This is a genomic window from Streptomyces sp. XY431 (assembly GCF_001279805.1).
GTDB lineage: Bacteria > Actinomycetota > Actinomycetes > Streptomycetales > Streptomycetaceae > Kitasatospora > Kitasatospora purpeofusca.
In genome coordinates this window covers 59790-79743 of the sequence record NZ_LGDO01000483.1, presented here as the reverse complement: position 1 = coordinate 79743, position 19954 = coordinate 59790, and the positions used below count along the sequence as shown (strand labels likewise).

Below are 19954 nucleotides of genomic sequence, written 5' to 3'. Positions count from 1 at the left end.
TTGCAGATCTAGAGGGAACGTTTCAGCTGGTGGCGGCCGGAGGCGGGACAGCGGACGGCTGGTCGGCGGACACATTGTCGTGGAGGTCGAGGAGGTTCTCGCCGATGAAGCCGTAGACCGAGGTGATGGTGTCCAGCCGCCGGGAGATGCTGAGGAACTGGTCGGCGATGGCTCCGGCCTCCTCGGTGTCGAAGGCGGCCAGCTTGTGCGCGGCGGTCCGCGCGAAGTTCTCGACGGCGACCAGGACGCCCTCGCCCTCGTTGAAGATCGTGTCGGCGATGCGCGCAATGTCGGCAACGTCCTCGCAGCGGTACAGGGAGTCGGAGAGCTCCTCGATATCGGCTTCGAGGGACTCGGTAGGGCTGAGCCGGTAGGTGAACCGCTCGGCGTGGCCGTGGATCGTCTTCAGCTCGGGCGGCATCGTCGTCACGTACCGGGCTGCGCTGAGCATGTGGTTGGCGTAGGCGAGCGCCTGGCGTGTCGCTTCGAGCCCCAGATCGGCGGGAAGGGAAGGGAATTCGTAGGGGATGTCGGCGTCGCCGGTGAAGCCGGCATGCGCGAGGAGTTCGGCGACCAGGCCGGGGTTGAAGTCGGCGTCGGCAGTGATGTTGCCCTGGGAGTCCCGCGTGAACGTGACCACGGGTGCGGGGGTGAGCGCGGAGTACATGGAGCTTTCCTGTTCGGAAGGGGTCGGAAGTCGGGTAGGACTCAGCGAGTGCGGCCGGGAGTCTGCCCGCCGACGTGGAGGGAAGGCGCTGCGGCCGGTGCAGTGGGTCGGACGCCGGACGGGGCGGGGGAATTGGGCGATCCGGCGATGGCGGCCTGCTGCCGCTTCGCCTCGGGGTCGTTCGCGGGACGGCCGGCCCCCATCACGTCGTGCAGCAGTTCCCGGGTCCGCAGGACCTGGACGAAGTCGTGGTTCCGGGAGGCGCTCACTTCCTCGGGAAGCGAGGCGATGCCGTCGACAGCGGCCTCCAGATCCTCTTGGACCTGGGACAGCATCCGGTGGGCGGAGGCCAGTCGGGTCCACACCTCGAAGGCGGGGTTGCTGTGCGGCGCGTCGAAGTCGAGCCGGGCCCTAGCCCAGTCGGCGGACGCGGCGACCAGCTCGGTGAGCTGCGGCAGCGGACCGACGAGGGCGCTGGTCGCCTCCTCGACGATCCCGGCGACGTCCTGCGGGCTGGCCGTCACTTCGAGCCGGGAGATCATGCCCGGCATCGAGTAGGGGTCGGCGGTCGGCGGAGGGAAGTACCGGACCCGGAGAGGCGGGTCGGGATCCGGTCCGTGGGCGAGGCGGATGTTGTGCCGCATCGCGGCCCCGATCGCCTCACCGATCGACGGGTAGTGCTCAGGCATCGCGCCAACTCCACTGTGAAGTAAGGGGGATGGTCACCGCGTGCGGACCGGCGCCCGGGGCCCCGCAACGGACGGCGGTGCGGTTGCGGTAGCCACGGTGGCGTTCACACCGCGGGCGGCGACGGCCGGCGAGGAGGCGCGGGCCGCGCGGACTGCGGCTGAGTAGGAGGCGGACGCCCGACGGTCGGCGGCACCTGCCGTGTGGGACTTGGCGCGCTGCACCTCGTCGACAGCCCCGGCCAGTTCGGCCTGGGCAGCGACGAGCTGGTCGGAGGCGACGCCGAACCGGTCCGAGAGTGCGTACTGCTCGGGGTCGAGGTCAGTGATCTGCTCGGACGCGATCTCCAGGGCTTCCTGAAGGCGGACGAGCGCTCCGTCGTCCGGGTCGAGCAGGTTGTCGAGCACGCCGGCGAGTTCATCGAACTCGGTGGCGGCGCGGAGCTGGTCGGTGAGGTGGAGGAGCTGCTGCCCCGCGGTGTTGAGCGGCTCGATGTCGAGCTGGGGGTCGAGGTCGACGTCGTACCGGGCGGCGCGCAGCATCTCTGCCGCGTGGGTGGCGATGGCGGCGCTGTCGGGACGGGCGGTGGAGCTGGGAAGCCGGTGGCGGCGGCCGTGCCAGTCCTCGATCCGCTTGAACCCTGCGTGCTTGAGCAGGGCGGCGGACAGGTCGTCGCTGGAGCCCTTGGCGACGACACTGCCGCTCGGTTCGAGGCTGATGGCGATCACGGGTGTGGGCATGCGGTAGTCCTTGGCAGTGGTGACGGAAGGCGCCGACCGGTTGAGGTGGCCGAGGTCGGCGGCGATGCGGTGGCATTCGGCCTGCGCGTGGAAGGCGTCCCGGTAGGTGCTGTGGACGCTGCCGTCCTCGCGGACGACGGTGGCGACGATGTGCACCGAGCGGTCGAGGGTTCGGATCGCGGCCCACCGGCAGCCGTTCGGGTCGTCTGCGGGGGCGAGTCCGGTCGCGGTGACCAGACGTCGGGCGACGGCGGCCCATTGGGCGTCGGTCAGGTCGGGGTGGCGCGGGTCGGAGCGTACGGAGCACATCCACACCGGGCGCTCGGGTGCCCGGGAGCCGATCCTGGTGGCCGGGGCGTCCAGGACGCCGCCGCCGAGGACTTCCTGCGGGTCGCCGAAGAGGGGGAGCTGTTTGCCTGCTCCGCGGTAGTCGGCATCGATCAGCCGGGGCCGCAAGCGGTAGCGCGGGTCATCGTGCCCGTAGAGGGCGGGAATCAGCGCGGCCGTGGTGGTGGCGCGCTGCAGGTGGGCGATCACGGCGTCCCCTCTCGGACGGGCGGCGGGGCCCGGCGGGCGGGCTGGCAAGGAGAGGATCCGCAGATCCGGCGGTTTGGCCCGGCCGGAGATCGGTGGTAGGAGCTGGCGGCCGGAGCAGCCTGCTGTCGGCGTTGCGATGCCGTGCTGTGGCCGGTGCCCTGCGCCGGGGCAGGGCACCGGCACGTCACACGAAGGGGTTCTCGGTCGGTCGGTCTGCGTCCACTGCTGCGTCCAGCAATTCCTCCAGGTCGCGGGGCTCGGACGCGCGCTGGTCGATCCACCAGCCGGCGCGTGTGACCGTACGGGCCCGCTCCTCGATCTGCTCCCAGTCAGTCTCGGACAGGCCGTCCTCCAGGACGAGGACCGTGTAGGCGGCGGCCAGGAGCTGGTGGCGGCAGCGCACGCCCCAGGCCCGGCCCTTGTCGGTGCCCTCCAGCGGCGGCATCCGGTACTGCTCGGACCAGGCGTCCGACTCCGCCTGCTCGGCGGCGCGCTTCGCCTCCAGCCAGGCGGCCTTGTCGGTTTCGTCTCCGTCCTTCGCTGCCCGCCAGCAGTCGGTGCAGTCCTGCTTGGCGAGCCAGTCGGCGAACCCGGCGCGGCGGTCGGCCGGGCGGTCACCGAGGTCACGCTCGCGCTCGTGCCCGCACGAGTGCGAGATCTTCCATACCTTCTTCACTGCCATCTCGGGTCCTTCGTCTGGTTAGGGGGCGGTCTGGGGTCAGCGGGCACGGGCGAAGGCAACTCGCGGATCTGCTGCAGTAGGTGGCGGGCCCGACGGAACAGCGGCCTTCGCGGTGGTCACCGAGCGGGCCGCCGGGCTCTTGGCGAGCGCGGCCTCGTCGACGCGGAACCTGCGTGTGGTGAACGCCTCGCTGGCCGGGGCCCTGCGGGCGGCGACGGAGTCGGCGAGCTGCGGATGCATCGCCACCTGGTAGTTGCCCCGCTGCAATGCCACCGTGGTCCTGGCCACCGCGTCGAGGGACTGCGCCCGGGTGGCGGCCGGCGGGGCGAGGTAGATGTCCAGCTCGCGGTGGTGGCGCCAGCCGTCGGTCTCCAGGAAGACGGCCGGACTGAGCGGCTGGTTGCCGCCGACGGCGGCGACGATGCCCAGCCGCGGGTGTTCTGCGAAGGCGACGTCAGGGCCCGTGTCCACTTCGTGGGCCGATGGTTGGAGGGGCGCGTCGATCCGCGTCCGCGCTGTTTCGGTGGCGTTCGTGGGCGCGAGGGCCAGGTCGGTGTCGACGCGGTAGCCGGCCCCGTTGAGGAGCTTGGCGGCCCAGGCCGCCCGCTCGGTCGGCTCGCGGTGCTGGTCGGTCAGCGCGTACAGGCTCGGATGGCCGGGGACGGGCTGGAACTCGAGCCGCTCCAGGAACCACTGGGCGGCGGCCGACTGCGTGGGCAGGGCCGCGACGATGCCGTGATCGGGGTGGCGGCCGAGGGCGACGTGGGGCAGGAGGTCGGGTGAATCGGCAGACATGAGGGAACTCCGCTTCGGGGCACGGGCGGTGGTCGGTTGACGGGGCGCGGTCTGCTGGTACGAGGCATGTGGTGCTCCTTCCGGGCGGTGGTGGGTCAGCGGCGGGGCCCGGCCGGGCGCACAGCGGCGGCAGCCGCAGCCAGGGCGGGCTCGGCGGGGTGGCCCGTGAGGGTGCGGGTTGCCATTGGGGAGGCGGCGAGGGCGGCGGCAACCCTGGCCTCGTCGGAGGCCGTCGCGCAGACGGGCGGGGGTGCCGACCGGGAGCGGCCGGGATACGGGGCGTGCCGGTCGGCGAGGTCGCCGCGCATCGCCCGGACCTCCCGCACGTAGCCCCCGACGTGCTCGGAGATGTAGCGCAGGCGCGCGGCGTAGTGCGGATCAGCGGCGCCGCCGAGGCCCTCCCACCAATCGGCGGTCTGGTCGAGGACACCGATCACCTGGTCGAGGACGCCGTCGCCGGGGGCGGTCAGCTCGCTGAGCGCCTCGACGACCTCCCGCGTGTGGCCTGCCTCGGCGATCGCCCGGCCGACCGAGGGCAGCGAGACCCCAGGCTGGTTGCCCGGGGCTGCGGTGGGTCGCGGATCCACAGGGCGCCGGTCAGCGGGGAAGGCGTAGCCGTACCCCTCGTCGCGCAGGAGGTCGAGAGCCCGGCCGAGCGCTGCCTGCCGTTCGCCGGGATCAGCCATGGCAGCGGGCAGCCGGTGGTAGCTGTCGCGGAAGCGGACGACGGGGACGAAGCCGGCCCGGTGCAGTAGCGACTCGGCGCGCTGCTGCAGCGCCGCCGCCTGCTCCCGTGTCGCGACGCCCAACTCGTCGAGGCGGGCGTCGACCCCGGCCAGCAGGTGCGGAACGCTCCCCGCGTTGAACTGCGCCGGGCCGCCGACCTGGCTGTCGTAGACGATCTCGAACAGGTCGGGGTCGTCGGGGTTCGAGCGCGTCACCAGCCAGCCCGGGGGAGTGTCGTCCGGGTAGTCGGACTGCTCCGGCGAGATCGTCAGATGGCTGCCGTCGGGAAGTTCCGCGTTGACGATGTAGTCGTCGAGGCCGAAGTCCACGGTGCAGTCGAGTCCCCGCTGTTCGAGCGGGACGGTGATGTCGGCGTAGCGCTGGCGGTTAGCGGTGTCTCCGGGCCTGTCCGGGGTGAAGGGCCCGAAGACGCGGGCGTTGATGGCTCCGCCCGTGTCGCTGAACAGCACGGTTACGCAGTCGGGATCCACGGGCTCTCCTTCGAGAGGGCGGCCTGGCGGAGCGCCGGGGCCGGCGGGAGGTGAGGGGACGAGGACGAGGATGCGGAGATCCGCCGGTTTGGCGGGGCCGTGATCCGGTGGTAGCGCCGGTCAGGGCGAACGGCGGCGTCCGGGCGAGGCCGCAGCGATCGGTGGCTGGCTCTGGGGCATCGGGGCCGGCCCTCGCGCGCCCTCCCGTGCTGCGGCCTGAGCCACTGAGGTGGGAGCGGGCAGAGGCGGACGCGAGGGGGACCGGCTGACAGCGGCGGCCAGCCGGTTGCTCCGGGAGGCAAGTTCACGGCCGAGGCTGTCGTTGACGAGGTGCAGCTCCTCGCCGAGGTCAGCGACTCGGTCCGCCAGAGTTTCCAACTCGGCCCCGTACTGACGCGCGTCGTGGTCCCGGCACCAATCCGCGGCGGTGCTGAGCAGCTCGTGGAGCTGATCGACCGCGCCGAAGCTGCTGCTGACGAGTTGGCCGAACAGGCTCGGGAACTCCGCCTCGTCGGCGTCAGCCAGACGGCGGGTGGCGCGGTCGAGGCTCTCCGGCGAAGACGCCTGCACCCGGGAAGAGGACGGGCGGTAGAGCGGCGAAGCGTTGTCGGGAAGATGGGCCGGATCGCTCGCCAGCTCGCCGGGCCTGCGACGGCTCCCCTCGTACACCCAGTAGCTCAGGTTGCTCATGATGGTGAAGTCCCTGCCCAAGTCGGTTGGCGGTTGGAATCGTTACCTGCGGCGCCGTGGCCGCAGAGGGCGCGAACGGTCAGCGGGTGCGGCGCACTGCCGGTGCGGTGGCCGGGGCAGCGGGGGCCGCCTCGGCCCCGGCACCATGGCGTCCGCCGGTGCTGCGGGCGAGGGCGACGGTGGTCCGCTGTCGGTCGGCCCCGGCCGGGGTGTCAGGCAGGGCCTTCCCGTCCCGGCTGAACTCCATCTCGACGTAGCCCAGAGGCACGGGACGGGTGAGCCGGCCCTCCGGAGCCGGGCGGAAGACACCGGTGGTGTGCAACCACCCGTTCCTGTCCGAGCCCTCCTCGGTGAGGATCAGATCCCAGTTGGCGTCGTGGCCGCTGCCCCTGGCGATGCGCTGGGCGGCCATCAGGGACTCGAAGGCGGTGAAGTCCTCCTCCGTCAGCTCGGAGTGGTCGGTATAGACGATGCGCGGGCGTCCGGTGTGCGACACTGGTCCTCAACTCGGTTTATATGATAGGTAGTTGGCCTAGGCGGTCATGCGGAAGTCGGTGTCGTAGAGACGGCGCTCGCGCTGATGGAGGAGGTGCTGCACGATGAAGCTGAGGCCCGCCACCTTCCACAGGCCACGCCCACGGGGCAGAGCGGCGATGGCCTGGGCTTCGACGCCGGTCAGGCCGAGCAGGACCATGGACGCCGCGATCTGGTCCGGCTCCTGCCGGTAGATGATCCGGGTGCTGCAGTCCGCGAGCAGGCCCTCGGCCAGAACCCGGCCGCGCGATCCCGCGTCACCCGCGGACAGCAGATCGGAAAGCCGGTGCAGGATCAGCAGGTTGGCGATGCCCAAGCCGCGGCTGAGCTTCCACTGCTGCTGCATGCGCTCCAAGAGGCCGACGTGCCGCATGATCCGCCACGCCTCGTCGTAGATCACCCACCTGCGGCCACCGTCGGGATCGGCCAGCGCGGACTCCATCCATGCGCTCGCGCACGTCATCGCCAGCACCAGCGCCGTGTCGTCGCCGCTGGAACCCAGGCGCGACAGGTCGATCGACAGCATCGGCGCGTCCGGGTCGAAGCTGACGGTCGACGGCGCGTCGAACATGCCGCTGAGGTCGCCATGGACGAGGCGGCGCAATGCGTGCGCCAGGTCGTCGACAGACCGGCCGAGGCCGCCGGCATCGTCGCCGAGCGCGGCGTCCAGACGCTCGGGGCGGCCGAGGGCATGGGCGATATCGCCCAGCAGCGGCACACTGCCCGCCGCCTCGGCCTCGGCGACGACCAGGTCGAGCGCGACGTCGAGCCCGGTGTGCTCCATCGGCAGCAGATCACGCTTGAGCACGGTGGCCGCGAGGCTCGCCAGCAGCAGGAGGCGCCGCTTGCGGACCTCACTGGTCCAGTCCTCCTCGCTCACTCCGGCAGGCCGGGCGGGCGCGTCCAATGGGTTCAACTTCCCGGGCAGGCCGGGGCCGAGCGCGATGGTCTGACCGCCGAGAGCGTCGGCGAGAGCCGACCACTCGCCCTTCGGGTCGGACGGGATGTAGATCTTGTACCCGTGGGCGATGGCCCGGGTGGCGATCGACTTGGCGAGGGCGGACTTGCCCATGCCGATCACGCCGCACAGCACCGCGTTGGGGTTCGTGAACCCCTCTATTCGGCCGGAGTTGTACAGGGCGAACGGGTCGTAGCAGAAGCTGCCCTCGGCGTGGAGGTCCCGGCCGATGAAGATCCCCTCGGAGCCGAGTCCGGCCTCGGCGAGGAACGGATACGCGCCGCCCGCGACGGCGGTGGTCATCCGGTGCTTGGGCAGGCGGAGCTTTCCGCCGCGTGCCGAGGCGCGTCCGGGCCGGCCGGATACGGGGTAGGTGGCCTGCAGTTCGGGGTCGACGCCCTCGAACTCCCGGCGTTCGGAGGGGGCTTCGGCGCGGCGGGCCTTGGTACGGGCCTCGGCGAACTCGGCACGGGCTGCGCGCTGTTGGGCGCGGGAGGTCTTGCGGGGGACGAACAGGGGGCTGGCGGTGGCGCGGTTCCTGGGCATGATCACGGATTCCGGGGTCAGTGGCGGACGAGGCCGGTGAAGGGCGAGTGCAGATCGGCGGGGGTGGTGCGGCGGCGGACCAGCTGGGCGGCCTCCTGGTGGCGGCGGCAGATGCTCAGCTCCGGGGCACCTTCGGGGCGGCGGGCCCGGCAGGCTTCGGCGTCGGGGACCTCGCCGCTGCCCGGCCGGGGGGAGGAGTGGTAGGCGGCGTGGAGGTGCTCGGCGGCCTGCCACAGCCGGGTGCGGGTGGCCTTGAGGTGGTCGCCCTCGACCGGCACCAGCGGGGAGCCGCGCTGGGCATGCGCGTCGAGGAGGCCGTGCAGCGCGACCAGGTGCTCGTGGAGGGAGTCCAGCTCGGCGCGGGAGGCGACGAGCGGACCTGCGGGGACGTTCAGCGCGCGGTGGAAGTCGATCGCGGCGGTCGCGTACGGGACGAAGTCCTGCGCGGTGGCGGTGGTGGCCGGCATCGGGGTGCTCTTTCGGCGAAGGGGTGGCCGGCATCAGGCGGCGAGGGCGAAAGGCAGGGCGGAGGCGGTGAACGCCTCGGCCTGCTGCCAGGTGAGCGGGCGCAGGTCGAGCTGGGCACCGACGGCGGCCGTCTCGACCACCGCGCACGCGGAGCGCAACTGCTCCTCGGTGTCGGCCGAGACGGTCAGCAGGCCGGTCAGGGCGACGTCGGCGTGGCCGGCGATCAGCTGCCGCTCGCGGGCCTGGATGTCCTGGTACTCGACCGAGTCGGCCTCGGAGGCGACCTGGCCCTTGCGGGCGCGCTCGGCCGAGTCGGCGATCACGCTGGCCTTCTTGCGCTGGACGTCGCGCATCGCGGCATCCAGGTCCTTCGGCTCGTAGGCGAGGGAGACGGTGCGGCGCACGCCGGGGGCGAACATCACCTGGTGCAGGAACCCGGGGCTGGTCTCGGTACGGGGCCAGTTCTCCACCCAGTAGGTGGTGTGGTGGGCGGAGTCGGTCGAGATGTGGTCGGCCTTCTCCACCACGACCACCGGACCGGCCGCTGCCGGGTCGGCCGCCGGGCGCCCGTCCTCGGACCAGCGGTCCAGTGCCGCAAGGGCCTTGGGGTCGTAGGCGGTGCGGGCGACGGCGGCGATCTCGGTGGCGGACAGCCAGCCGTTCGGGTTGAGCCCGGCGGTCCGGGCGGACTGCTCGAACGCCGAGGTCAGCTGCGCGAGGACGCTGAAGCCTCCCATCAGGCCGCCGCCGGCCTGGTTGATCAGCCGCCGGGCGGCCTTGAAGTCCAGCGCGATGGCGACGTAGGACTCGTGGGGGGCGGCGGCCGGGCCCGCGCCGCGGATCAGTTCGTCGTAGAGGGCTCCGGCCAGCGGGGCGTCGGGCTTGCCGTGCTCCTCCCAGTACCGGCGCAGGGCGTCGCCGGAGTCGGGGACGGTCCGCTCGATCACCTGGATTCGGGCGACGTGGCCGGTGCGGGCCAACGCGGCCAGAGAGCGGCCCCAGCCGTTGACGTTGGCGTTCTGGGTGCCGGGGTCGAGCAGGGCGTACGCGCGGCTGCTGACCTTCACGACGGCGGTGAGGGTACCGGCGTGCGGGTCGTGGACGGCTCCGTAGCGGCGGTCAGGGGCGGTGAGTACGCGCAGGCTGGCCGCGCTGCCGGGCAGGTGCAGCAGTCCTTCGCGGACCGGCCGTCGGGAGGGGCGGGCGAGCCAGATCAGCTGGCCCCGGAAGCGGCGGAGCGCGTACCGGACGGCGATCGGTGCCCAGTCGGCCAGGGTGCGGCCCCGGTAGCGGATGAGGACGAAGGCGGCGACACCGGCCCACAGGGGTATGAGCTGGAGCGCGCCGACGACGCCGCGCGTGACGAGGACGGCGAGCAGGAGCAGGCCGGTGGCCGAGACGGTGATCAGCTGCGAGGCGCTGAGGCCGAGGAGGATTCCACGGCGGCTGCGGTGCGGGAACTTGACCGACGCGGGAGCGTCGGGCTTCGGGATTGAGGACATCGAGGTTCCAGAGGGGGGTGAGCGTGCGGGCGGCGGGCGGGGGCGCGGCGCTCTTCTGGACTTCATGGCCGGACTCCTTCAGCAGAGGGAAAGGGCGGTGGGGCCGGGGTGGGCCGCAGGACGCGGCCCACCCCGGGTGGTGGTCCGGTCAGGAGCCGGACGCGGGCGGCTGGTTCGGGTAGATGAACCTGACCGGGTCCGGCGCGGAGGTCCCGGTGGAAGGCGGTACGGCCGCCGCCGGGCCTTCCGGAGCCGGAGCCGGAGCCGGGGCTGACGGCGAAGGCGTGGCTGGGGCCGAGGGTGCGGGCGAACCCGTGCCCGGCGGGGCGACGGTGCCGGCGGTGAAGAAGCCCCCGGTGCCCGGAGTGGCCGAGGCTGCCTGCTCTCCGCCGCCTTCGGCCTGCGGCTGTCCGCCGCCGCCCTCGGAGGACGGGCGGGTGACCAGGGCAGGGATGCCGGGCCGGGTGACCAGGGCCCGTCCGCGGTCGCCGGGCGCGCTCGGGTCCTCGCCGAAGCGGAAGGTTGTCGGCTGTTGGGCGGGGCCGGCGTCGATGCCTTCCTTGCTGATGCGCCCGGTCGGGTCGATGCCGCCGGCACCGCCCCCGTCCATGCCGGGGACCTGGCTCGGCCCCTGCGGCATGGGGGTGCCGGTGCCCATCTGCATCGCGAGGCTGCCTGCGGTCTTCGCAGCTCCTGCCGCGACGGCCATCCCGGCGACGCCGGTGCGGTGGAGGTCGTCGTGGCCGCCGCCGTCGGTTGCCCAGTGGACGAACTTGTAGACGGCGTAGGGGCAGAGCAGCACCAGCACCATGATCACGATTCCGGCCATGGCGTCGGACAACGCGCCGAGGCCGTCCTTGGCGTCCGTCTTGCCGATTGCCGAGACGCCCACCAGGAAGACCACGGTCATCAGCAGTTTGCTGACCACCAGGGTGGCGGTCGCCTCGATCCAGCCGCGCCGCCAGCGCTTGGCCACCTCCCAGCCGCCGCCGGCCCCTGCGAACGCGGCGAGCGCGACCAGGACCAGGACGCCGACCTTGCGGGCGACCATGACGCCCCAGTACAGGAACGCCCCGATGGCGCAGCCGACCGCGACCAGTGCTGGGATCGCCCAGCCGAGGGGGAACATCGCTCCCAGCTCGGACACCTTGACCAGGCGCCTGACTGCGTCGTCCACCGATGTGTTCGCGGCTTTGAACAGGCCGGCGGACAGGGCGTCCACCGTGGTGACGGCCACGGCGGTGAAGCTGATCGCGCAGAAGGAGAAGAGGACGCCGGTCATGGTGCCCCAGGCGGCCTGGGCGAGGGCGCGTTCGTCCCGCCGCCAGGCGGCCAGGATCAGCTGGGCGCAGAACGTGCCCACCGTGAGGATCAGCCCGATCGGCAGGATGAGCTGGTAGTTGTCCCTGAACCACGGGGCGCTCAGGTCGATGGCGGTGGTCTGGTCGACCGCGCGAGCGGCGAGGTCGGTGGCGCTGGCAGCCAGTTCGCCCATGCTCTTGGCGATCCACGCGCCGATGCCGTCGGTGATGGACTTGCCGGGGTTGGAGGCGAAGCTGACCGCGTCGACCACGGTGCAGACTTGGCTCATCAGGGGTATGTCGCAGACGCCCACGAAGGGCACCTCCTTCGTGGTGTCAGGGCGCGACGGACGGCATTACGCCGACCAGAGCGCAGGGACGGTCGGGGCGGCACTGCACCGCGAGGGTGGCCGAGCGGTCCTCGGCGCCGCCCTGGGGCGAGCCGCTCCACGCGATCGACTGCTTGCCGGAGACGGTGACGGCGTAGACGTACGCCTGGGTGATCGCCCCCGGATCGGCCTGCAGCGCGCGGGTGAAGCTGTCGGGGAAGTGCGCCTCGGCCGCGGTCGCGGTGGCGAACTGGCCGGAGTCGGCCATCCGCCCCCACAGCATCGGCGAGGGCACCTGGCGCTCGACCGAGTCGGCGTCGACGTACTGTCCCTCGGTCGTCAGCCACCGGTGGAGCGCGGCCACCAGCTCGGGCTGGGAGTACGCGCGGGTGTCGTACGACCACAGGGCCACCGCCGCTGCCTTCCCGAATGCGATCGGGTCACGGGTGTCCGGCGGCGAGGGCAGAGCTGCCGACGGGCCGCTCGGCAGGGCCGACGGCGAAGCCGGTGCGAAGGTGGTAGCGGGCGAAGTCGGCTGTGCGGAAGAGTGGTTGGACGGTTCCCGGTTGTCGCGGGTGAGGTAGGAGAACAGGCCGGCCAGGGCGACGAGCGCCACCAGGACCACGGTGCCCAGCAGCGCCCGGCGGCGCACGAGGGCGCCGCCGGACTTCCCGCTGCGGGAAGCAGACGAGAGAGAACGTTTCTGCATGATCACTTGACCTGGCTGCCCAGTGCGGAGAAGAAGGCCACCACACCGTTTGCCGCGCCCAGCAGCAGCGCGGCACCTGCACTGACGAGTACGCCCTTCTTGCCGTTGGCCTCGGCCTGGTGGCCGCCCGAGTGGTGGCCCCAGGCCCACACACCCGCGCTGACCGCAAGCGCGCCGACCACCGCGATGATGCCGAACAGGTTCAGCGAGCCCATCACCTGCTTGAGTACCGAGAGGCCGGGCAGGCCGCCCTCGTTGGGCTGGATGCCCGGGTCGTAGGCGAGCTGGGTGACCGCATCGGCGAGGTAGGACATGAGAACTCCAGGGGAATGCGGGCACGCGAAGGTGCACCGAAGAGAAAGGGGAAGAAGGGGAGAAAGCGCCGGTCAGAGGACTCGGCGGGCAGCGAGGATGTCCGGCTGCCAGGAGGCGAGGGTCGAGACCTTGACCACGTCACCGGTCTTGGGGGCGTGCACGACGAGCCCGCCGCCGATGAACATCCCGACGTGCTCGGGCCGCAGGGCGGTACCCCGGGTGAACAGCAGGTCGCCGGGCTTCAGGGCGCCGGCGGAGACGGCGGTGCCCTCGGTGACCTGCGTGTAGGTCGTCCGGGTCAAGGTGATCCCGGCGGCCTTGTAGGCCATCTGCATGAGCGAGGAGCAGTCGCACCGGCCCATCGGGTCGGCTCCGTGGGAGTCGGTGCACGAGCCGCCCCACTGGTAGGGCGTGCCGAGCTGGCCGAGCGCCCAACGGATCGCGGTCTGCACCTGGGGCGGTGCGTCGGCCGGGATCGCGTAGCCCTCGGGGAGGGTGCCGGGCGGGATCGTCCCGAAGCCGCTGCCGTCGCCGCCCGCGGTCGAGCAACCGCCGCCCGCCGAAGGGGCGGTGGGAGACGGGGTGGCCGGGGACGGGCTCGCGGTCGGCGACGGTGACGGGCTCGAGCCGTTGCCGGGGTTGGCCAGCAGCGGTGCGATGGCCTGCTGCAACGCCGTCGCCAACGGCTCCCACTTGGCGTAGGCGTCCGGGTAGCCGCTTCGCTGTACCGCCTGGGCGGCCTGGGTGATCGTCATCGACTGCCAGCCGGAGACCTGCTGGAGGCCCTCGTAGAACTTCGTCGAGGCGTACACCGGCTGCATGATCTGCTCCGGTGTGCCCCAGCCCTGCGACGGTCGCTGCTGGAAGAGGCCCAGGCTGTCGCGGTCGCCGTAGTTGATGTTCCGCAGACCGCTCTCCTGGAGCGCGGTCGCCAGCGCGACGACCTGCCCGCGGACGGGGATGTGCATCGCGATACCGGTGGCCTGGATGGCCTGGGCGTTGGGGATCTGCTCGGCCGGCTTGTCCAGCCCCGCGACGCCCGGAGCGCTGAGCGGGCTCGATCCGTTCAGGATCGCCTTCACCTGCTGAGCGACGGCGGCTGTATCCACAGGCTGTGAATCACCGCCAGGGACACAGGTGGCGGAAGCGCTCCCGGCGGCGGCGACCACGATCGGCAGGGCCAGAACCAGCGGGCCGACCGCGACGAGGCTGAGGAAGCTACCCGCAGTCTTCCTCATCGTCGCCGCCGCTCTGCGAAGCGGACGACGGCAGGAAGTGGTGGATCAAGGCAGGGCTGTGCCAGGGCATGCTGCATCGCAGCGGCTCCTCGGAGGTTCGTAGGAGACGCGGTGCCGGCCTCTCGTGCAAAGAAGTCGCCGGCACCGCGCCGGTAGTGAATCCGCCGCTCAGGGCGGGCCCGGGTCAGGGGAGTTGGTAGCTCCGGGACGCCGGTGTCGGGTCATGCGCGGCAGCCAGCCGCGCTCGTAATCTCAGCCGGAACACGAGGTCTCCTCGAAGAGTGCGAAGGGGATCGCAGACCCGCAGGGTGCCCCGCTGGACGGGACAACACGGATCAACACGAGCCGTCCCGGGCCGAGTTGGCCTCCTGCCCGGTTGGCATGGCGAGACAGTAGACCCGAAGTCCGGCCGGACCAAACAGGGCTTTCACCAGCCACGACTCCCCTCGCGCCGCCGTTAGGTCCGGCCGGGAATCGCGGCTACCGTCCCGCTCATCCCCGCTCCCGGCGGCAGCCGCCGGGCACCGCCGGGAGCGGGTCCACCCCTGCCCTGAGAGAGGCCCCCATGAGCAACTACATCCTCCACCGAGGCGACGCCCTGACCGTCCTCAAGTCCCTTCCCGACGAGTCGGTGAACGCCGTCATCACCGACCCGCCGTACAACTCGGGCGGGCGGACCTCCTCCGAGCGCACCAGCCGCGACGCCCGCGCCAAGTACGTGACGTCCAACTCCGCGCACGACCTGAAGACCTTCCCCGGCGAGAACCGCGATCAGCGCTCCTACCGCTCGTGGCTGACCGAGCTGCTGACCGAGGCGTACCGGGCGAGTACCGAGCACTCGGTCGCGATGGTCTTCTCGGACTGGAGGCAGGAGCCGACGACCAGCGACGCACTGCAGATGGCCGGGTGGACGTGGCAGGGCACCATCCCGTGGATCAAGCCCGCCAGCCGACCGCGCAAGGGCGGCTTCAAGCAGTCCGCGGAGTTCATCACCTGGGGCGTCAAGGGCACCCTCGACAACAGCCGCGCGATCTACCTGCCCGGCCACTTCATCGCCAGCCAGCCCCGCAAGGACCGGGTCCACATCACCCAGAAGCCGCTGGAGATCATGCAGCAGCTCGTCCAGATCTGCCCCGAGGACGGTGTCGTCCTCGACCCCTTCACCGGCAGCGGCTCCACCGGCGTCGCCGCCCTGCGCGAAGGCCGGCGCTTCGTCGGCGCCGAACTCTCCCCGCACTACGCGGACGTGGCCGAGCAGCGCCTGCGCGCCGAACTGACGCAGGACGACTTCGTCCTTGCCGGACCGGAGGCGTGACCGTGAGAGCCCCGAACAGCCGGCACCGACCGGCCCGCAGACGCACGAGGGCGGCTGGAGCATGAACCTCCAGCCGCCCTCGTCGTTTGGTCAGGCCGCCTGAACCGCCCGCTCGATCAGCGGTCCCGCCTTCTTGAGGTCGGCCGCCGAGGCGATCCGCACCTCCAGGTCCCCGGTGCCCAGGTGCCCGATCCCGCGCATGTCGCGCGTGAAGCCCTCCTCCAGCTCCACCGTGTCCGGGTCCAACCGCAGGTATGCCAGGATCACCCGGTGCGAGGCGGACGGCCGGAAGATCACGCTGGCCACGTTCTGCAGCCGCCGGTAAGCGATGTAGTGCTTGAGGACGACGGTCTCCACCTCGCCCGACGCGGTGAGCACCTCGTCCAGCTCGCCGTACAGATCCCGGAGACACTCCGGTACGTCGCCGACGACCGGCAGCTCGGCCGCCTCGGCGGCAGCCGCCGGCACCGAAGGCGTGGTCGATCTGCGCCCGGCCGCCGGGTTGACGGTGGCGGAGACCGGCTCGACCAGCTGAAGGCTCAGCAGCCCGCCGTCGAAGATCCGGTAGCGGACCAGCTCGATCGGCCACTGCCGCCCCAGGTCGCCGACGGCCACCCGGTCGTGGTGCGAAAAGCCGGCCGCGATGCACAGCGCCCGGGGAGCACGCCAGTCGATCGAGTCGGCCGCCTCCGGACTCAGCTTCTCCCTGACGAGGGCCTCGAACTCGTGGTGGCTGCTCTTCAACCAGGTGAGATAGGAGACGGCCTGCGAGACGACCCCGCTGTCGTTGCCCTTCTTGAACTCGATCACGACCGGCACGCCGTTCTCGTCCAGGCCCAGCGAGTCCACCCGGCCCCGGTGCCACGGACCGGTCGAGTACTCCGACGCCAGGAAGCGGATGCCAAGCATCGCCTCCATGCTCGCCTCCACCCGGCGCTGCAACTGCACCTCCAGCGCAACCGTCGAGCTGCGCAGCTCCACGTCCCGGCCGTCCGCCCCGAGCCGGAACACCTTCAGATCGCTCACCCAGCCCCCTTCGCATGACCGTACGAGGAGACCAATCGACGAGCTGACCTGGATATTCCGCCCTCGGCTGGCAGACCAGGCGGCCCGCGGACGAGCAGCCCGGAAAGTCTCCAGAATGAGGTGGTGATCAAGTGGCGATAACTGGGAAGATCGCTACCTAGGCGGCTTTCTCGGACAATGAGGTACAAGTTGCGGATCGTCAGGATCGCGTGGGAGAACTACCGTCGACTGCCCGACGGTGAGATCCATGTACGCAACCACATGGTGCTGGTCGGCCCCAACGACTCCGGCAAGTCGAGCGTCCTCCGCGCCGTACACATGTGCCTCGGCATGACCCGCGCCCAGCTGATGGCCGCGGTCAACGTCCGCGACTTCACTGATGCAACCAAGCAGCTGAGGTTGGAGGTCGAACTCTCGAACCTCGAACCCGACGACCTCGCGGCGTTTCCGGACGAGGTGATCGTCGGCGCCTCGAACACGGTCAAGATCGCGATCGAGGCGGACCTCAACCTCGTTGACTCCGAAGGCGATGACGCCGAGGAGACCAAGGAAGTCCGTCGATTCTTCGTCGACGCCGGACACGGGCGCGGGCCCTCGCGGGCACAGTTCGACGCCATTGGGTGGGCCTACGTTCCTGCCGCTCGCTCGCTGGCGCGAGAGCTGGCTGGTGCCGGCGGAACGATGCAGGAACTGCTTGGCAGCCTCGATCTGGGCCGCGACTCCGCAGCCATCGAGCAGGCCGCCAAGCAGCTGAGAGAGGCAGTCCAACGGGCAGCAGCAGTAGGTGCGTTCGGCGCCGAGCTTGCAACCACGCTCTCCGAGGCGCTGCCGAAGCCCGTGAAGGCCGACCAGGTCCACATCTCGACAGCCGGCGATCTGATCGGCTCCCCCCTCGCGGGGATGACGGTCGCGATCCAGGACGGAGATCACCTGGCTCCCCTGGCCGAGCAGTCCGACGGCGTGCGAGCCCTCTCTGTGCTCGCACTTCTGGGCATGTCCCAGCGGGCAGCCCGAATCGTCGCGATCGATGAGCCCGAGACACACCTGCACACCAGCGCCCAAAGGGCAGTAGCGCGATCATTCCGCAAGGGCGCCGGGCAGCGGCTTGTGGTCTCCCACTCAGCCGCCCTCGTCGGCCAGATGGACCCCAAGGACATCGTGGCGTTCGGCGCCGACCGGAGTCCCCGGCAGCTTCCCGTCGATGCGTTTGCTACGGGCGGCGCTCAGTCTGCCAAGCACTGGATCCCCAGCATCATCGACGCCCTGACAGCACGTCGGCTGCTCTTCGTCGAAGGATCGAGCGACAAGATCATCTGCGAGGCTGTCGCGGACCTTATCGGCCTATCGCTCGACCGAGTCGGTGTAGCCGTCATCGAGCTTGGCGGCGGAAGCTCCTTCGGTCCTGCGTACAAGGTGCTCGGCCCCACGGGCTTCGACCTGCCTATCTACGGGGTCACTGACGAAGACAAGCGGGACGAATGGGCGAAGGTCATCGGAGCTGACCCGGCGGCGTTGGAAGCCAGCGGCATCCTGGTCTGCAGCCCCGACCTCGAAGCCATGTACGCGAAGGCGCTCGGGCGGGAGAAGCTGCTCAAGCAGCTCCTCAAGAGCCCGGACTTCTACGAGGCCGCGATCGTCGCGGCGAGCAACGCCCAAAGCGTGGACGACGTCACGGAGGCAGACCTGATTGCCTTCTGTGGCCACAAGAGGAGGAAGGTCCAGGCGGCTGCTGCGGTTACGGCAGGACTCACCCTTACTGATGCAGAGCGCATGACCGAGCTGTGCGACCACCTTCGGGCGGTGGCGGGTTGAATCCGTCCGTTGACCCGCGCCAGAAGCTGCGCGAGCTTGGGCCCGCCGACCTTCTCGTGGTAGCTCCCGCAGGATGCGGGAAGACCTATGCCCTCGCGGACCGTGCCGCCGGCCTCATCAGGGCTGGCCACATCGCCTCCCCGCGCAAGATCCTCGCGCTTACCTTCTCCAACAAGGCCCGGGACAATCTCAACGCACGCCTACGGCAAGTGATGTCCGCGCGGGAGAGCGCCTCGGTCACCGTGAGCAACTTTCACGGACTGGCCGGCCGGATTCTCCGGGCGCACGGCAAGGTCCTCGGCCTTGATCCCCAGCAGGCGTTCCCCGAGAAGGTGCGAGTCAACCGCCATCGCGAGGCAGCAGGGATCACCTACAGGAACAGCGAAGCCGCCGACCTCGCGCTATCCCAGGCCAAGGTGGGGCTCTGGGACGACGACGAGGTCCTCCGCCGCCTTGCAGCAGCTGGCAACGCCGAGGCACTCCGATACGAATCGGTGCTGCGCGAAGCAGGGCTTATCGACTACAACGATCTCATTCGCTACGGGGCCCGCCTCCTCGCCGACCCCCGAGTGGCCCAGCTCTACCACGAGCACTTCGCCGTGGTGCTCGTGGACGAGGTTCAAGACCTGAGCCTCCTCCAGTTCGGCATGGTCCAAGCGATCGGCGCCGGGCGGACGACCTACGCAGGCGACCCGGCACAGGGCATCTATGCCTTCGCTGGCGCCGAGCCGGACCTCGTCTTCGAGGCAATCCACGCCGTCGTCCAGGAGGCTGTGGAGCTCAACGTGTCCTACCGGTCCAGCCCGGCCGTCCTGGCCGCCGTAAACGCGCTCGCCGGGGAGCTCGGCACCACTCGCCTCCAATGCGCCAGTCCCGAGAAGTGGGGGGACGACGCCAAGGTCGAGGTGGTGATCAGCGAGGATCCCGACGAGGAGGCCAGCGCGCTGGTCCCCGCGATCCGCCAGCAGCTTGAGGCTCAGCCGGACCTGACCATCGGGGTCGTCGCTCGCCGGACCACGCGGTTGAACGAGCTGATCACCGCCCTCGAAGCCGACGGGATCGGCTACCAGAACTGGCAGCTGGACACGCACCAGCCGGAGATCGTCGGCCTGCTCCAGCGCCACGTGGGCGAAGCCACCGCGCGACGGATCGAGCCCGAGGCCCAGCTTCAACGGTTGGCTGAGCTTTGCCAAGCAGACCTGCCGATCGACGCCGCCGAGGCAAGCGACCACCTGAGCGGTGCAATCGCATCGCTGCGAGAACAGCTCGAGGCGGGAGCGACAGTCGCGCAGGCTGTCGCAACCTGCAGGGCCGTGCAGGACTCGGAGGCCCCGGTCACCCCAGGGCTACATCTCCTGACGGGACACGCCGGCAAGGGCCAGGAGTTCGACGTCGTGTACATCGTGGGCCTCGAAGAAGGGCATATCCCGGACTTCCGTTCGACCTCCGACGACGCTCGGCTGGCCGAAGAACTCCGGGTCCTGCATGTCATGGCCTCGCGGGCCAAGACACGACTTGTTTGCACTCGGGTCGAGAACCGGTGGCGCACAGAGGACTGGTACGCGGCAGAGTCGCCATCCCGTTGGTGGGACCTTCTGGCGAACGTGGTCAGCCCACTGACGTGCGCGTAGGGTGCTCGCTGTCAGCGCCACGGCTTCGTCGGCCGCTGGGATCGGCCGAAGCATGCGGATACGCTGGGCGTGCCGGCGACCGGAGTGATCCGTTCGGCGGCAGCATCATCCAGGGGGTGCTTGTAGGGAGCTGACAAGCCCTGCGGGCCGACCTTCATCGCCGCTAGGAGACCCTCCCGGTGGACCGCCGGTGGACGGACGCCTTTGGACGGTGTAGTACGGGGTAACACAGGTCAACCAGCCGCACGTGCTCTG

At 70.8% G+C, this 19954-nt stretch carries 19 protein-coding genes; 3 read left to right on the top strand and 16 right to left on the bottom strand.

Features of this window, described 5'->3' with window-relative positions:
- Positions 1-22: 22 nt before the first annotated feature.
- The 15 genes from ADK60_RS31750 to ADK60_RS31680 form a co-directional block, all read right to left on the bottom strand.
- Complete coding sequence (locus tag ADK60_RS31750) at positions 23-667, bottom strand: hypothetical protein (RefSeq protein ID WP_053650457.1); 645 nt, start codon at positions 665-667, stop codon at positions 23-25.
- Between the two features lie 41 nt (positions 668-708).
- Positions 709-1356 carry a hypothetical protein gene (locus ADK60_RS31745; RefSeq protein ID WP_053650456.1) on the bottom strand — a complete coding sequence of 216 codons (648 nt, stop codon included), beginning with the start codon at positions 1354-1356 and terminating at the stop codon, positions 709-711.
- A 33-nt stretch (positions 1357-1389) separates the two neighbouring features.
- A complete protein-coding gene (locus ADK60_RS47150) occupies positions 1390-2631 on the bottom strand; it encodes a hypothetical protein (protein WP_234371379.1) in 1242 nt (413 codons plus the stop codon).
- Between the two features lie 184 nt (positions 2632-2815).
- Positions 2816-3313 carry a hypothetical protein gene (locus ADK60_RS31735; protein ID WP_053650455.1) on the bottom strand — a complete coding sequence of 166 codons (498 nt, stop codon included), beginning with the start codon at positions 3311-3313 and terminating at the stop codon, positions 2816-2818.
- 36 nt (positions 3314-3349) lie between these two features.
- Positions 3350-4108 carry a hypothetical protein gene (locus tag ADK60_RS31730; RefSeq protein WP_053650454.1) on the bottom strand — a complete coding sequence of 253 codons (759 nt, stop codon included), beginning with the start codon at positions 4106-4108 and terminating at the stop codon, positions 3350-3352.
- 95 nt (positions 4109-4203) lie between these two features.
- Entirely contained in the window at positions 4204-5325 is a 1122-nt protein-coding gene (locus tag ADK60_RS31725) for a hypothetical protein (protein ID WP_053650453.1), read from the bottom strand.
- Positions 5326-5445: 120 nt separating this feature from the next.
- A complete protein-coding gene (locus ADK60_RS31720) occupies positions 5446-6015 on the bottom strand; it encodes a hypothetical protein (RefSeq protein WP_159400676.1) in 570 nt (189 codons plus the stop codon).
- Between the two features lie 79 nt (positions 6016-6094).
- Positions 6095-6511, bottom strand: coding sequence for a hypothetical protein (locus tag ADK60_RS31715; protein ID WP_053650451.1), 417 nt, complete (start codon positions 6509-6511; stop codon positions 6095-6097).
- Positions 6512-6547: 36 nt separating this feature from the next.
- On the bottom strand, positions 6548-8053 hold the full coding sequence (locus ADK60_RS31710) for a putative type IV secretion/conjugal transfer ATPase (protein ID WP_053650450.1): 1506 nt from the start codon (positions 8051-8053) through the stop codon (positions 6548-6550).
- A 17-nt stretch (positions 8054-8070) separates the two neighbouring features.
- Entirely contained in the window at positions 8071-8520 is a 450-nt protein-coding gene (locus tag ADK60_RS31705; protein WP_053650449.1) for a DUF6238 family protein, read from the bottom strand.
- Between the two features lie 33 nt (positions 8521-8553).
- Complete coding sequence (locus ADK60_RS31700; protein ID WP_035800265.1) at positions 8554-10023, bottom strand: PrgI family protein; 1470 nt, start codon at positions 10021-10023, stop codon at positions 8554-8556.
- 148 nt (positions 10024-10171) lie between these two features.
- Positions 10172-11638 (bottom strand): SCO6881 family protein, encoded by a 1467-nt coding sequence (locus ADK60_RS31695; protein ID WP_053650448.1) that lies wholly within the window; start codon positions 11636-11638, stop codon positions 10172-10174.
- Positions 11639-11660: 22 nt separating this feature from the next.
- Positions 11661-12362 (bottom strand): hypothetical protein, encoded by a 702-nt coding sequence (locus ADK60_RS31690; protein ID WP_053650447.1) that lies wholly within the window; start codon positions 12360-12362, stop codon positions 11661-11663.
- A gap of 2 nt (positions 12363-12364) precedes the next feature.
- On the bottom strand, positions 12365-12676 hold the full coding sequence (locus ADK60_RS31685) for a DUF6112 family protein (protein WP_035800273.1): 312 nt from the start codon (positions 12674-12676) through the stop codon (positions 12365-12367).
- A gap of 72 nt (positions 12677-12748) precedes the next feature.
- Complete coding sequence (locus ADK60_RS31680; protein ID WP_053650446.1) at positions 12749-13915, bottom strand: C40 family peptidase; 1167 nt, start codon at positions 13913-13915, stop codon at positions 12749-12751.
- 565 nt (positions 13916-14480) lie between these two features.
- Between ADK60_RS31680 and ADK60_RS31675 the strand changes: the two genes are divergently transcribed.
- On the top strand, positions 14481-15230 hold the full coding sequence (locus ADK60_RS31675; protein ID WP_053650445.1) for a DNA-methyltransferase: 750 nt from the start codon (positions 14481-14483) through the stop codon (positions 15228-15230).
- Between the two features lie 90 nt (positions 15231-15320).
- On the opposite strand, the gene ADK60_RS31670 is transcribed toward ADK60_RS31675, so the two are convergent.
- Positions 15321-16256, bottom strand: coding sequence for a DUF5655 domain-containing protein (locus tag ADK60_RS31670; protein WP_053650444.1), 936 nt, complete (start codon positions 16254-16256; stop codon positions 15321-15323).
- A 177-nt stretch (positions 16257-16433) separates the two neighbouring features.
- Here ADK60_RS31670 and ADK60_RS31665 point away from each other — a divergent pair, with 177 nt between their 5' ends.
- Both ADK60_RS31665 and ADK60_RS31660 read left to right on the top strand, forming a co-directional pair.
- Positions 16434-18068: an ATP-dependent nuclease gene (locus ADK60_RS31665; protein WP_053650443.1), complete on the top strand. Its 1635-nt coding sequence runs from the start codon at positions 16434-16436 to the stop codon at positions 18066-18068.
- A complete protein-coding gene (locus ADK60_RS31660) occupies positions 18065-19699 on the top strand; it encodes a UvrD-helicase domain-containing protein (protein ID WP_053650442.1) in 1635 nt (544 codons plus the stop codon). The genes ADK60_RS31665 and ADK60_RS31660 overlap by 4 nt, the downstream gene beginning before the upstream one ends.
- Positions 19700-19954 lie beyond the last annotated feature (255 nt).